The following is a 12,981-nucleotide window of genomic DNA, read 5'->3' as shown; positions in this document are numbered from 1 at the left end:
TGGGTGCGGTCGACGTCAGGACGCCAGGACGTCGTCGATGAGGCCCTGCAACGTCGTGGCGGTGACAGCACCGCTCACGCGGGCGGCGACGCGCCCCTCCTTGTCGAGGATGAGCGTCGACGGCGGCGACGTCGGGGCCTGACGCCCGAAGGCGAGGATGAGCGTCCCCGACTTGTCGGTGAGGCTCGGGTAGGTCATCTTCTGCGTCTTGACGAAGGCCGCGCCCCGTTGGGCGTCCTCGCGGAAGTCGATGCCCATGAACTGCACCGGCTTCTTGGCCGCCTGCACGTCCGTCCAGACCTTCTCGAGGTCGGGGATCTCGGTGATGCACGGCGGGCACCACGAACCCCAGAGGTTGACGACGACGATGCTGCGGCCGCGCTCGGACGTGCTGGACCACTGGCGTCCGTCGAGGGTGTCGCCCTCGAGGGTGATGGGCTCCAGCCGCTTGTCGGCAGGGATCTGCTCGATCGCACCGTTGCCGGCGATGTAACCCTTCTGGTCACCCTTCTTGGCCTGCTCCGCAATCGAGTTCGGGTCCGAGGAGCAGCCACCGAGGGCGACGAGAGCGGCAACGGAGGCGAGGGCTACAGCGGCACGCCGCCACCCGGCATACCGGAAAGAACGACGGGTCATGCACCTGCTCCGGACTGGGCCATCGGCAGCAGGGCGGCCGCGGGCTCGCTGTAGGCGAGCGACTCGAGTTCGTCGCCGCGATAGGTGAGTGAGGTCATCGACGCGAGCGAGCACTGGCGCTTGCGCGGGTCGTGGACGAAGCGGCGGCCCTCGATCGCGAGGCGCAGCATCCAGATCGGCGCCTGGTGCGACACGATGACGGCCTCGTGGCCGCGGGCGGCGGCGCGCGCGTCGTCGACGGCGAGCTGCATCCGCTCGGCGAGCTGCACGTAGGGCTCCCCCCACGACGGGCGCAGCGGGTTGACCATGAGCTTCCACATCTTCGGGTCGCGGAAGATGCCCTTCCCCCCGGCGACGGCACGCCCCTCGAACGCGTTCTCGGCCTCGAGGGCCCGCTCATCGAGCTCGATCGTCAGGTCGTGGGCCGCCGCGATCGGTGCCGCCGTCTCCTGCGCACGCTCGAGCGGCGAGGAGATGACGTGGGTGATGTCGTGGTCGGCGAGGTGGCTGGCGACGAGGTCTGCCATCTGCCGGCCCAAGTCGGAGAGGTGGTAGTCCGGCAGGCGTCCGTAGAGGATCCGGTCGGGGTTGTGGACCTCTCCGTGGCGCACGAGGTGCACGACCGTGCGGTCATCCACCGAGGAGGCGCGGGCTGTCCTGGTCATGGCGCGAATTCTCTCAAACGAACCTGAGAGATTCCTCAGGACCCTTGGGCGGCCGCGCGGGCTGCGGCGGGCAGCGCGTCGAGGACGACCCCGATGGCCTCCTCGTCGTGCGATCCGGAGACGAACCAGGCCTCGAAGGCGCTCGGCGGCAGATGCACGCCCGCGTCGAGCATCGAATGGAAGAAGCGCCCGTATGCCGCGGTGTCCTGTTCGCGTGCATCGTCATAGTTCGTGACCGGCTGGTCGCGGAAGAAGATCGAGAACATCGAGCCGGCCCACTGGACAGTGTGGGCGACACCCTCGCCCGACAGGGCGGCGCTGGCGGCGTCAGCGATCGCGTGCGCCGTCGCCTCGAGCCGCGGGTAGAGCTCGTCGGTGCAGCCCTTGAGGGTGGCGAGGCCGGCCGCCGTGGCGACGGGGTTCCCGCTGAGCGTGCCCGCCTGATAGACCGGGCCGAGGGGCGCGAGATGGCTCATGACCTCTGCGGTGCCGCCGAAGGCGGCGGCAGGAAAGCCGCCACCCATGACCTTGCCGAACGTGAAGAGGTCGGGTGCGCCACCGGCATACCCTGCTTCTCCTTCGAGACCGAACCATCCGGCGCGGCCGCAGCGGAAGCCGGTCATCACCTCGTCGGAGATGAGCAGGGCACCGTGCTCACGGGTGATGCGGCGCAGCGCCGCGGTGAAGCCGGGCGCGGGCGGGACGACGCCCATGTTGCCGGCTGCGGCCTCGGTGATGACGGCGGCGATCTCGTGGCCGCGGGCGGCGAAGACGGCCTCGAGCGCGGCGATGTCGTTGTAGGGCAGGACGATCGTGTCGGCGGTCATCTCGGCCGGGACGCCGGCGGAGTCGGGCAGGGCGAGGGTCGCAACACCCGAGCCAGCCGCGGCGAGCAGGGCGTCGACGTGGCCGTGGTAGCAGCCGGCGAACTTCACGATGACGGCGCGACCGGTGACGCCACGCGCGAGGCGAACGGCGCTCATCGTCGCCTCGGTGCCGGAGGAGACGAGGCGGACCTGCTCGAGCGGCGCGATCCGGTTGACGATCTCCTCGGCAAGGAGCACCTCGTTCTCGCTCGGCGTGCCGAAGGAGAACCCCTTGTCCGCGGCCGAGCGCACGGCGGCGAGGACATCCGGGTGCGCGTGGCCAAGGATCATGGGGCCCCACGAGCAGAGCAGGTCGACGTAGCGCCGACCGTCGACATCCGTGAGCCACGGTCCCTGCGCCTCGCGGATGAACCGGGGCGTCCCGCCGACCGCCCGGAAGGCGCGCACCGGCGAATTCACCCCGCCCGGGATGACGCTCGAGGCGCGCTCGAGGAGAGCAGCAGAGGCAGGGGCAGAGGTGGGGCTGGACGTCATGCGTCCATTGTCGCCGGTCAGCGGATGGTGTCGTCCGCCCGGGCACCCGGGACGAGGTGGGCGCGCACCTCGGCGAACATGTCGTGCAGCGCTGTGACCTGGGTCGGGGACAGGAGGTCGATGAAGTGCGCCCGGACCGAAGCCACGTGGACGGGCGCCACGGACTCGACCATGCGCCGCCCATCGGGCGTGAGGGCGAGGGCGACGCCGCGGCCGTCCTCAGGGGTCGGCTCACGCCGGACCCAGCCTCGGGCCTCGAGTCGCTTGGCGGTGTGCGTGACGCGGCTGCGGCTCTGGACGACGAGGTCGGCGATCATCGACATGCGCGCCCGGTCGTCCTCCTGCTCGGAGAGCATGGAGAGCAGTTCATATTCGGGGAGGCTGATGCCGAAGTCGGTGAGGTCGCGATCGAGGGCGACCTGCAACTCACGGTGGGCGCGCAAATAGGCCCGCCAGGCCTGTTGTTCCTCGCCAGTCAGCCAGCGGGTCGCAGAAGGGTCAGGAGTCTCCGCAGCAGCCACGGTGCGAATGTTAGCGAACAGTAGCCACTCGACCGCCTGAGTATGGCCACCCAGTTGTGACGGAGATCACACACGCTCCGGAGGAAGGTTGAAATATCTACTAATAGTCTGCGGTTGAACACCCCTGAAAGGCACCACCCCCCACCCTCCTTAGGAGTCCTTCGCATGAGCACCACCGCCCTTGAGACCCAGCTCCCCGCCGGCACCTGGACCGTTGACCCGTCCCACACCGAGGTCGGCTTCGTTGCCCGTCACCTCATGGTCAGCAAGGTGCGTGGCTACTTCAAGGACGTCACCGGCACCGTCGAGGTCGCCGAGGACATCACCAAGTCCGTCGTCGACGTGACGGCCCAGATCGCCTCCGTCGAGACCGGCAGCGCCGACCGTGACGGCCACCTCAAGAGCGCGGACTTCTTCGACGCCGAGAACTTCCCCGTCATGACCTTCAAGTCCACGGCCTTCGACGGCGAGACGCTGACCGGCGACCTCACCATCAAGGACGTCACCAAGCCCGTCACGTTCGACGTCGACTTCGGTGGCGTGGGTCAGGACCCGTGGGGCAACACCAAGGCCGGCTTCGAGGCCACCGCGACCGTGAACCGCAAGGACTGGGGCCTCACCTGGAACGCTGCGGTCGAGGGTGGCGGCGTGCTCGTCTCCGACAAGATCACGATCAACATCGACGTGCAGCTCGCCAAGCAGGCCTGAGCTCACACTTCGACTTATTGCCCTGCTGGGACAACGGAGGAGGCGCTACGCGCCGACGACGACGTCCCAGCAGGGCAATAAGTCGCCTGCAAAGCGACACCCCCGCGGGGCCTTCGGGCCGGCGGGGGTGTCGCTTTGCGCAATCAGATGCGCGTTGCGACGTCGAGGGCGCTGTAGGTGAGGATGATCTGCGCGCCCGCGCGCTTGATGTGCAGGAGCGACTCGAGCACCGCACGGTCCTCGTCGATCCAGCCGCGCTCCGCAGCCGCCTTGATCTGGGCGTACTCTCCCGAGATCTGATACGCCGCCACCGGCACCGGTGACAGTTCCGCGGCCATCGCGATGATGTCGAGGTGCGGCTGGGCCGGCTTGACCATGATGATGTCGGCGCCCTCGGCGAGGTCGAGATCGATCTCGCGTGCCGCTTCGGTCGCGTTCGCCGGATCCTGTTGGTATGCCGCCCGGTCGCCTTCCAGGGACGACTGCACCGCCTCGCGGAACGGGCCGTACAACGCGGAGGTGTACTTCGCGGCATACGCCAGAAGGATGGTGTCGGTGAAGCCGGCGTCGTCGAGAGCCGCGCGGACGTGGGCAACCTGCCCGTCCATCATGCCGCTGAGCCCGAGGACCGGCGCCCCGGTTCGTGCCTGGGCCAGGGCCATCGAGGCGTAGCGCTCGAGCGTGGCGTCGTTGTCAACGGAACCCTGCTCGTCGAGCACGCCGCAGTGGCCGTGGTCGGTGAACTCGTCGAGGCACAGGTCGGACATGACGACGAGCTCGTCACCGACCGCGTCGACGACGGCACGCAGCGCGACGTTGAGGATGCCGTCCTCGGCGTCCGCCCCGGACCCGATGTTGTCCTTGTCGAGCGGGACACCGAAGATCATGATCCCGCCGAGGCCGGCCTCGACGCAGCGCCGCGCCTCCTCGACGAGCGAGTCGAGCGTGTGCTGCACGACGCCCGGCATCGCCTCGATCGGCTGCGGCTCGTCGATGCCCTCACGGACGAAGACGGGCAGGACGAGGTCGGCCGGGTGGAGCCGCGTCTGCGCGACGAGGCGACGTACGGCAGCCGACTGACGGAGGCGGCGCGGTCGCACCGGCAGGGCGGGGCTCACGCGCTCGCCACCGATCACTTGGCGCGGCGACGGGCAGCCGGACGCTTCTGGCTCGGACGCACCGCGGTCTCGCCCGCCTCGGCGGCGGCGAGGGCCAGGGCCCGACCGTGGTCCGCAAGAGCGTCAACGAGCTCGTCGGCGGACGGCTCAGGGGCGAGGACGTCGACCCGCAGACCGCACTCCTCGGCCGTCTTCGCCGTGGCCGGTCCGATGCACGCGATGACCGTCGACGGGTGCGGCTTGCCGGCGATGCCGACGAGGTTGCGCACCGTCGAGCTCGACGTGAAGACCACGGCGTCGAAGTTGCCGCTCTTGATGGCGTCCCGGATGGGCGCGGCCGGCGGGGCGGCACGCACGGTCCGGTAGGCCGTGACGTCGTCGACCTCCCAGCCCATCTCTTGGAGGCCCGCGACGAGGGTCTCGGTGGCGATGTCAGCGCGCGGGAGGAACACCCTGTTGATCGGGTCGAGCAGGTCGTCAAAGGGCGGCCACTCGTCGAGGAGGCCCTTGGCCGACTGCTCGCCCTCGGGAACGAGGTCGGGGTTGATCCCCCACTCGCGCAGCGCCTCGGCGGTCACGCCACCCACGGCGGCCACCTTGAGCCCGGCGAACGAGCGGGCGTCGAGACCGAACTCCTCGAACTTCTCCCGGATCGCCTTGACGGCGTTGACCGACGTGAAGCCGACCCACTCGTAGCGTCCCGTGACGAGGCCCTTGACCGCGCGCTCGATCTGCTGCGGCGTGCGGGGTGGCTCGACAGAGATCGTCGGGACCGTCGTGGCCTGGGCGCCGTAGCGCTCGAGGCGGCGCACCATCGAACCCGACTGGTCCTTAGTGCGCGGCACGAGGACGTTCCACCCGAAGATCGGCTTGGTCTCGAACCACGACAGCGAGTCACGAAGCGCGACGTTGTCGCCGACGATGGCGAGGGCGGGGAACTCCATGGACTTCGCCGCCTTGGCGACCTCACCCAGCGTCGTCGTCACGGTCACCTGGTGCACCGTCGTGCCGCGCTCGGTGATGGCGACGGGCGTCTCCTCGCTGCGGCCTGCCTCACGCAGAGCCTCGAGGGAGCCGACGAGCGTGTCGGGCTGACCGAGAACGACGACGGTGACGCTCGGGTCGAGAGCAGCCGTCATGTCCTTGGCCTTCTGGCCGGCGGTGATGACGTGGATGCCCTTGGAGCCGGTCGTCGTCAGCGGCACACCGGCATACGTCGGAACGGCGCTGACCGAGCTCACGCCCGGCACGACCTCGAACTGGATGCCCGCCTTGACGCAGGCGGCCGCTTCCTCGGCGAGACCGTTGAACGTGGCCGGGTCGCCGTCCATGAGGCGGACGACGAGACCGCGCGGGTGAGCCTTCGCCGCCTTGACGACGAGCTTGGCGCGGGAGGCGTGGGTCAGTGGCTGACCGTGCTCGCCGTGGCCGGCGTCGACGACGTCGACCTCGGGCTGGGCGTAGCGGGCGACGACGTCCTCACGGGCGACCTGGTCGATGACGACGGCGTCCGCATCGGCGAGATACTCCAACGCCCGCACCGTCATCAGCCCGGCATCGCCCGGGCCCGCGCCAACAAAGGCGACCCGGGCGGGTGTACGTGCGGTCGAGGTGGTTCGGGTGGTGCTCACTGGTCACGCTCCGTGGCGTTCGGTGTGGACGGTGCTGTACTGTGCTGCGGTGCTGCTGGTACTGAGGACTGCGGGGGACGCGTTGCCGTTGAGCGGCGTGCTGTCGGACGTCGGGCTGTCGGACGTCAAGAGGGGCTCGGTGTCACCGAGGGTGGCGAGGTCGGCCGCGCCGTCCTCGAGGAGCTGTCGGGCCAGCGTCCGGCCCAGCGCCTCCGCGTCGGCGGGGAGGCCAGTGATCGAGCGGCGCAGGTCGCCGGCACCCTCGGTGCTGGCCACCACGGCACGCAGCGACAGCTCGTCACCCTCATCGCCCATGACGATCTCTGCGAGCGTGCCCACCGGAGCGGAGCACCCCGCCTCGAGCTCGTTGAGGACGGCGCGTTCGGCCTCGACGCAGACCCGGGTGTCGGTGTCGTCGAGAGCGGCAACGATGCCGCGGGTCGTCGCGTCGTCGGCGCGGACCTCGATGGCGAGAGCCCCCTGACCAGGAGCCGGGAGCATCTGGATCGGGTCGAGCACCTCGGTGACGACGGCGTCACGACCGAGTCGGCGAAGTCCTGCGTGAGCGAGGACGACGGCGTCGAGCTCTCCGCTCGTGACCTTGCCGAGGCGCGTGTCGACGTTGCCGCGCAGACCGCGGATGTCGAGGCCGAGCCCGAGCGCCTGGAGCTGGGCGCTGCGTCGGGGGGACCCGGTGCCCACGGTCGCGCCCGCGGGCAGCTCGCCCAGGGTGAGGCCATCACGGGCGACAAGCACGTCGCGCGGGTCCTCACGCGTCGGGATCGCTGCGACGACGAGGTCGTCCTCGGGCGTGGTCGGCAAGTCCTTGAGCGAGTGCACCGCGAGGTCGACCGTGCCGGCTCGCAGGGCGTCGCGCAGCGCCGACACGAAGACGCCGGTGCCGCCCATCGAGGCAAGGGGCGTCGACTGGTCCTGGTCGCCGGTCGTCGTGATCTCGACGAGCTCGACGTCGTGGCCGAGGGCGCGCAACTGGTCCGCGACCCACGTCGACTGGGTCGTCGCGAGGGCGGAGCGGCGGGTACCGAGGCGGAGGGTCATCGGCCCACCTCCTCGTCGCTCGAGGGCAGCACGGGAGGCGTCGACACGACCGAGACCTCACGGGGGTCGAGGTCGAAGAGCTCGCTCAGGGCCTTGGCGTAGCTGCCGCCCTGCCCGTCCTGCGCCAACTGCTTGACGCGCACGGTGGGCGCGTGGAGGAGCTTCTCGACGATGCGGTGCACTGCCCGCTCGACCTCGGCACGGTCGTGGTCGGTGAGCTCGGGGGTGCGGCGGCCGAGCCGGCGCATCTCCACGTCGACGACCTCCTGGGCCCGCGACCGCAGGGCGGCGACCGTGGGTGCGACGGCCTCGGCGGAGCGCTCGGTCAGGTAGGCAGCGACCTCGCCCGTGACGATGTCACGCGCCTCGCGCACCTGGAGAACGTCGCCTGCGCCGCTGAGCAGCTCGCCGAGTTCGGCGAGGCCGATCCGCGTGGCCCCGGCCACCTCGGAGACGGTCAGGTCGACGTCGTGGGGCAGGGCAAGGTCGATGAACACCTGCGGTCGACCACTGCGAGCAGTCGCGCCAGCCGCCACATCTTCAGCGGTGATGATCACACCGGTGGCGCCGGTGCTCGAGATGATGATGTCGGCGTCGGCCAGAGCAGCGCGTCGGTCGTCCCACGGCACCGCTGCACCGTCGACTCGCACGGCCAGTCGCTCGGCCCGAGCAGCTCCGCGGTTGGTGATGGTGACCGAGGCGGCCCCCGCCTGACTGGCTGCCGTCGCCGCGAGGGCACCCATGCCGCCGGCACCGACGACGAGAACCCTGGCCCCGGCGAGCGGTCCGACGACCTCGGTGGCAGCAGTGAGGCCCGAACCCACGAGGGACCGGCTGACGTCATCGATGCCCGTCTCGGCGTGGACGCGCTTGCCGACGCGCAGAGCCTGCTGGAGCAGGCCGTTGAGGGCCGGGCCGACGTGGCCGCGGCGCTGGGCCCGGGTGAGCGACTCACGCAGCTGGCCGAGGATCTGGGCCTCGCCCACCGCCATGGAGTCGAGCCCGGAGGCGACCGAGAAGGCGTGCGCGATGCCGCGGTCCTCGTAGTGGACATAGAGGTGCGGTTGCAGGTCGGACAGGGCGACGCCAGTGGCCTCGGCCAGCGCTTCCGAGACATCGGTGAGGGCACCGTGGAAGGTCAGGCCCTCGGCATAGACCTCCGTGCGGTTGCACGTGGACACGACCACGGCCTCGGCGACATGCTCCGACGCGACGATGGCACCTTCGAGGCGACCGCGGGCCGACTGGTCGAGCGCGGCGGACTCGAGCAACTCCAACGGCGCACCGTGGTGCGACAGGCCAAGGACGAGGAGACTCACAGCGCCACTCCCTCGACCGTGGACTGCGCGCTCAGGTCGAGCTCACCCGTGCGGCGCTGCTCGTGGAACGCGAGGATCTGGAGCTCGGTCGACATGTCGACCTTGCGCACCATGACGTCGTCGGGGACGTCGAGGACACACGGTGCGAAATTGAGGATGGATCGCACTCCGGCGCTCACGAGATGGTCGGCGACTTCCTGCGCGGAGTCGGCCGGCGTGGCGATGACACCGATCGCGAGACGGTCGTCACGAACCAGAGCACCCAGGTCACCCATCGGCCGGATGCGGTGCTCCCCCACTGCCGCACCGACGAGGTCGGCGTCCCGGTCGAGGACGGCGATGACATTGAACCCGCGCGTGGCGAACCCGCTGTAGGCCGCGAGCGCCCGGCCCAGGTTGCCCATGCCGATGATGGCCACCGGCCAGTCCTGGGTCAGACCGAGCGCCGTGGAGATCTCGTAGGACAGACGATCGACCTCGTAGCCCACCCCGCGCACGCCGTAGGACCCCAGATGCGACAGGTCCTTGCGCAGCTTGGCCGAGCTCACGCCGGCAGCCGTGGCAAGTTCTTCGGAACTGACCGAGCCGATGCCCCGCTCCGCGAAGTTCGTCAGGGCCTGCAGGTATCCCGGGAGTCGAGCCACTGATGCGTCGGGGATTCCCCGGCGGGCTGCGACGTCGGCGGACACGTGGCCTTCGACTCCTGTCTTGAAGGGTGGTGGTGCCCTGCCAGCGTACGCACTTGTGAAGCCATGCACAAAGTCGCGACGGGACCCCGAGACAAGGCACACATTCGGCTCTGGTACAAGCGGCGTGCGGAACCGTTTGCGCGCCTCCAACAACCTTTCTGTATGCCGTCCGCTCGCCTCCCGCTGCGCGAGGGCGTGCCGTCCGCTCACGTTCCCCTGCGCGGCTCCACGCGCGTATGCCGTTCGCCGCTGTCCATCCGCACTCGCGCGCTGAGCGCGCTTCGCGCGCCCACGCAGAGCGTGGGACCCGCCGCCAGGCCCAGCCGGCGGCGAACGGCATACACGCGTTGCGCCGGACGTGCGTTGCCGCGCGCTCGGGTCAGGGGCGCGGTTGGGTGAGGGCTGCTCTGAGGCGGTCGGGGTTGACGCGCCAGTAGTCGTGCTGACGGCCGTCCACGAGGGTCACGGGGATCTCCTCGGCGTACTTCGACAGGAGGTCGGGGTCATCGAGGATCGACTTCTCGACGAAGGACTCGCCCAGCTCCTCCGTCACCCTCGCGATGATGGCGCGGGCGTCGTCGCAGAGGTGGCATCCGGGTTTGCCGATCAGGGTGACGCGCGGCTCCGGCAAGGCATCGCCGAGGTGAGTGGGCTGCGGGTCGGGGGCGGACGGCATACGGGATCGGCCTCAGAAGAAGACCGAGCGACGCTGCATGAGCAGCGAATAGAGCGTCTGCTGGATCGTCTCGCGCACCTGGTCGGTGAGGTCGAAGACGAGCATCGGGTCGTCAGCCGCGGCGACACCGTGCGAGGCAGTCTCGACCGGCGCGCCGAACTCGATGATCCACTTCGACGGGAGGGGGATGAGACCGAGCGGGCCGAGCAGGGGGAAGGTCGGCGTGATCGGCGCGTAGGGCAGGCCGAACAGGCGCGCCACGGTCTTCATGTTGCCGATGATCGGAGCGATTTCCTCGGCACCGACGACGGACGTGGGGATGATCGGCACGCCGGCCTTGAGGGCTGCCGAGACGAAGCCGCCACGACCGAACCGCTGGAGCTTGTAGCGCTCCTTGAACGGCTTGCCCACGCCCTTGAAGCCTTCGGGGAAGACGCCGACGAGCTCGCCCTTGGCGAACAGCCGGTCCACGTCGTCACCGGTCGCAAGGGTGGATCCGCCACGTCGGGCGAAGGCGCCGAGGACCGGCGTCTGGAAGACGAGGTCGGCACCGAGGGCACGCATGACCCGGTGCTTCGGGTGCTCGTCGTGGACCGCCTGCGCCACCATGAGCGAGTCGATCGCGACGGTGCCCGAGTGGTTGCTCACGATGAGCGCGCCACCCTCGTCCGGGATGTTCTCGAGCCCGCGGACCTCGACCCGGAACCAGTTCTTGTAGATGGGCCGCAGCATCGGGAAGATGACGTTCTCGGCGAAGTGTTCGTCGTAGCCGAACTCGTCGACGCTGAAGTCGCCCTCGATCCGTCGACGCAGGAAGGCCAGCGTCGCGGCGATGCGCCGCTCGATCTCGTCGGGGGAGATACCGGCACCTTGGGCAGCCATCCGCATCGCGGCGATCGACGCCGTGAGCAACTCCTCGACCCCTGGCACAGGCAGCGACATGTCGGTCTGCGTCGCCGTGGGGTCCGGCGCCCGCAGGCTCGGCTCCGGTGGAGTCGCCACCCGCAGGTGCCGGCGCGCGGCTTCGTCCGCCGCGCGCTTCGCACGCGGACTCTGGGGGCGTATGCCGGCCTGCTTGGTGGCCTTGGACGAGGCCTTCGCGGCGGCGTGGGGTCGCGGACGGTGCGCCCGGCGGGCAGCGGGAGCCGGCTCCGCGATCCCCGAGGTCGTGGGGGCGGTGGTCGCGGTCGTCGCCGCGGGAGTCACCGACCCCGCGCTCTTGGTGGTTGAGCTCTTGGTGGCCGGCCGCTTGGTGGCCGGCCGCTTGGTGGCCGGCCGCTTGCTCGTCACCTTCGCGGGGGCCGACGCCGTGGCGGCGCTCTCGGTGAGGGCTGTCTCAGCGGACGTGGCCGCGGCCGACAGGAGCGGGGTCGAGCGGCGTCGAGCACGCTCACCCGAGGCGCGGGCGGCACCCGCGGCGACGGCGGAGACCCGGCCGGTCGACTTCGTCGCGGCGGTCTTGCGGGCGGCGCTCTGCTTGGCAGCGCCCGACGTCGCAGAGCTCTTCTGCGGGAGACCTTGCTTTGCGGCGGACTTCTTGGTCGCCATCAGTGCTTCCCCCTGCCTCGACCCAACACCTGCTGGGCGGCGCCCACCAGCCCTCCGACAGCCCCGGCCACGCCGTCCATGGACGGATAGACCGGGCTGACGGTCCGGGCGTAGTCCTCGAATGCGGCACGCGTCGAGAACTTCGGCGTGAAGCCGAAGCTGTCGTGCATGACCGTGGTGTCCATGCCTCGGCCGAAGGCCAGGAAGGACATCTGGTCCGGGCTGAAGTCGACGAGTCCGAAGCGCTTGCCGAGGCCGCCGATCGTGCCGGCCGCGGCCATGGGCACCATGACGACAGGGCGCCGAACGATCGAAGCCGCCTGCAGCACGGTGAGCACGCCTTCACCGGCGAGGTTGACGACTCCGGTCGTGGAACCCGTGACGCCGCGGGCCAGCGCAGCGATGGCGTCGTCCTCGTGGAAGAACTGCAGCCGCGCGTCGTAGCCGAACGGCACGGGGATGACCGGCAAGTTGAAGTAGTCCGTGATGGACGTCCGGATGCGCGGACCGATGATGTTGGCGAAGCGCAGGGTGAGGATCTCGGTGTCGGGGCGGCGTCGAGCGAAACCACGGACGTAGCCCTCGACCTCGATGGAGTCCTTGCCGAAGCCCGAGGACGGCAGCCGCTTGGCGCTCATCTCCTCGGTGAACATCGCGGGGTCGCGAGGTGTCGACCCATAGACCGCGGCCGTGGACTTCACGACGAGACGCTTGACCGTCCCGGCCTTCTGGCACGCAGCGAGCAGCTGCATCGTGCCGATGACGTTGATCTCCTTCTGCGGGGTGCGGCCCCCGGCGAAGGTCGGCGTCGCGATGACGTTGGCGTGGACGACCGTGTCGACGTCACCCTGGGCGATGACCTTGCCGATCATCGGATTGCGAATGTCCGCGCGGATGAACTCCGCCCCACCGAGGTCGCGAGGAGGCGGGATGACGTCCACGCCGATGACCTTCTCCACGGAGGGATCGGCGGCGAGTCGCCGGGCCAGGACGCCGCCGATGTAGCGGGACACCCCTGTCACGAGAACTACCTGACCCACGGGCTCCCTC

At 70.0% G+C, this 12,981-nt stretch carries 13 protein-coding genes; 1 reads left to right on the top strand and 12 read right to left on the bottom strand.

What is annotated here, in order from left to right; genetic code table 11:
• Window positions 1-15: 15 nt before the first annotated feature.
• From N803_RS06980 to N803_RS06965, 4 genes are read right to left on the bottom strand one after another with little or no spacing between them, the layout of a single operon-like run.
• A complete protein-coding gene (locus N803_RS06980) occupies window positions 16-636 on the bottom strand; it encodes a TlpA family protein disulfide reductase (protein WP_035903747.1) in 621 nt (206 codons plus the stop codon).
• Window positions 633-1,301, bottom strand: a complete 669-nt coding sequence (locus tag N803_RS06975) for a histidine phosphatase family protein (RefSeq protein ID WP_035903745.1) — start codon at window positions 1,299-1,301, stop codon at window positions 633-635. Before N803_RS06975 ends, N803_RS06980 begins: the two co-directional genes overlap by 4 nt.
• Before the next feature lie 35 nt (window positions 1,302-1,336).
• Complete coding sequence (gene hemL, locus N803_RS06970; protein ID WP_035903744.1) at window positions 1,337-2,662, bottom strand: glutamate-1-semialdehyde 2,1-aminomutase; 1,326 nt, start codon at window positions 2,660-2,662, stop codon at window positions 1,337-1,339.
• 17 nt (window positions 2,663-2,679) lie between these two features.
• Complete coding sequence (locus tag N803_RS06965) at window positions 2,680-3,183, bottom strand: MarR family winged helix-turn-helix transcriptional regulator (protein ID WP_245617062.1); 504 nt, start codon at window positions 3,181-3,183, stop codon at window positions 2,680-2,682.
• Window positions 3,184-3,348: 165 nt separating this feature from the next.
• On the opposite strand from N803_RS06965, the gene N803_RS06960 reads away from it, so the two are divergent.
• Window positions 3,349-3,891: a YceI family protein gene (locus tag N803_RS06960; RefSeq protein ID WP_035903742.1), complete on the top strand. Its 543-nt coding sequence runs from the start codon at window positions 3,349-3,351 to the stop codon at window positions 3,889-3,891.
• Window positions 3,892-4,034: 143 nt separating this feature from the next.
• Here the strand turns inward: N803_RS06960 and hemB are convergent, their stop codons facing one another.
• The 8 genes from hemB to N803_RS06920 form a co-directional block, all read right to left on the bottom strand.
• Window positions 4,035-5,009 (bottom strand): porphobilinogen synthase, encoded by a 975-nt coding sequence (gene hemB, locus N803_RS06955; RefSeq protein ID WP_084764258.1) that lies wholly within the window; start codon window positions 5,007-5,009, stop codon window positions 4,035-4,037.
• 14 nt (window positions 5,010-5,023) lie between these two features.
• Complete coding sequence (locus N803_RS06950; protein WP_035903740.1) at window positions 5,024-6,640, bottom strand: bifunctional uroporphyrinogen-III C-methyltransferase/uroporphyrinogen-III synthase; 1,617 nt, start codon at window positions 6,638-6,640, stop codon at window positions 5,024-5,026.
• Between the two features lie 3 nt (window positions 6,641-6,643).
• Window positions 6,644-7,699, bottom strand: coding sequence for a hydroxymethylbilane synthase (gene hemC, locus N803_RS06945; protein WP_084764198.1), 1,056 nt, complete (start codon window positions 7,697-7,699; stop codon window positions 6,644-6,646).
• Window positions 7,696-9,018: a glutamyl-tRNA reductase gene (locus tag N803_RS06940; protein ID WP_035903738.1), complete on the bottom strand. Its 1,323-nt coding sequence runs from the start codon at window positions 9,016-9,018 to the stop codon at window positions 7,696-7,698. Before N803_RS06940 ends, hemC begins: the two co-directional genes overlap by 4 nt.
• Window positions 9,015-9,707: a redox-sensing transcriptional repressor Rex gene (locus N803_RS06935; RefSeq protein ID WP_035903737.1), complete on the bottom strand. Its 693-nt coding sequence runs from the start codon at window positions 9,705-9,707 to the stop codon at window positions 9,015-9,017. The genes N803_RS06940 and N803_RS06935 overlap by 4 nt, the downstream gene beginning before the upstream one ends.
• Window positions 9,708-10,086: 379 nt before the next feature.
• Window positions 10,087-10,383: a glutaredoxin family protein gene (locus N803_RS06930; RefSeq protein ID WP_052111977.1), complete on the bottom strand. Its 297-nt coding sequence runs from the start codon at window positions 10,381-10,383 to the stop codon at window positions 10,087-10,089.
• Between the two features lie 12 nt (window positions 10,384-10,395).
• Window positions 10,396-11,931: a lysophospholipid acyltransferase family protein gene (locus N803_RS18850; protein ID WP_084764196.1), complete on the bottom strand. Its 1,536-nt coding sequence runs from the start codon at window positions 11,929-11,931 to the stop codon at window positions 10,396-10,398.
• Window positions 11,931-12,953, bottom strand: coding sequence for an NAD-dependent epimerase/dehydratase family protein (locus N803_RS06920; RefSeq protein WP_245617060.1), 1,023 nt, complete (start codon window positions 12,951-12,953; stop codon window positions 11,931-11,933). The genes N803_RS18850 and N803_RS06920 overlap by 1 nt, the downstream gene beginning before the upstream one ends.
• Between the last annotated feature and the right edge of the window lie 28 nt (window positions 12,954-12,981).

Source organism: Knoellia subterranea KCTC 19937 (genome assembly GCF_000768685.1).
Lineage (GTDB): Bacteria > Actinomycetota > Actinomycetes > Actinomycetales > Dermatophilaceae > Knoellia > Knoellia subterranea.
The sequence above is the reverse complement of the archived record's forward strand: the minus strand, read 5'-3'. Positions and strand labels throughout refer to the sequence as shown.

What these genes read in the sequence shown, in the direction of transcription:
- hemL (WP_035903744.1), bottom strand. Translation starts at nt 2,662, where the DNA reads ATGACGTCCAGCCCCACCTCTGCCCCTGCCTCTGCTGCTCTCCTCGAG.
- hemC (WP_084764198.1), bottom strand. Translation starts at nt 7,699, where the DNA reads ATGACCCTCCGCCTCGGTACCCGCCGCTCCGCCCTCGCGACGACCCAG.
- N803_RS18850 (WP_084764196.1), bottom strand. Translation starts at nt 11,931, where the DNA reads ATGGCGACCAAGAAGTCCGCCGCAAAGCAAGGTCTCCCGCAGAAGAGC.
- N803_RS06975 (WP_035903745.1), bottom strand. Translation starts at nt 1,301, where the DNA reads ATGACCAGGACAGCCCGCGCCTCCTCGGTGGATGACCGCACGGTCGTG.
- N803_RS06980 (WP_035903747.1), bottom strand. Translation starts at nt 636, where the DNA reads ATGACCCGTCGTTCTTTCCGGTATGCCGGGTGGCGGCGTGCCGCTGTA.
- N803_RS06930 (WP_052111977.1), bottom strand. Translation starts at nt 10,383, where the DNA reads ATGCCGTCCGCCCCCGACCCGCAGCCCACTCACCTCGGCGATGCCTTG.
- N803_RS06960 (WP_035903742.1), top strand. Translation starts at nt 3,349, where the DNA reads ATGAGCACCACCGCCCTTGAGACCCAGCTCCCCGCCGGCACCTGGACC.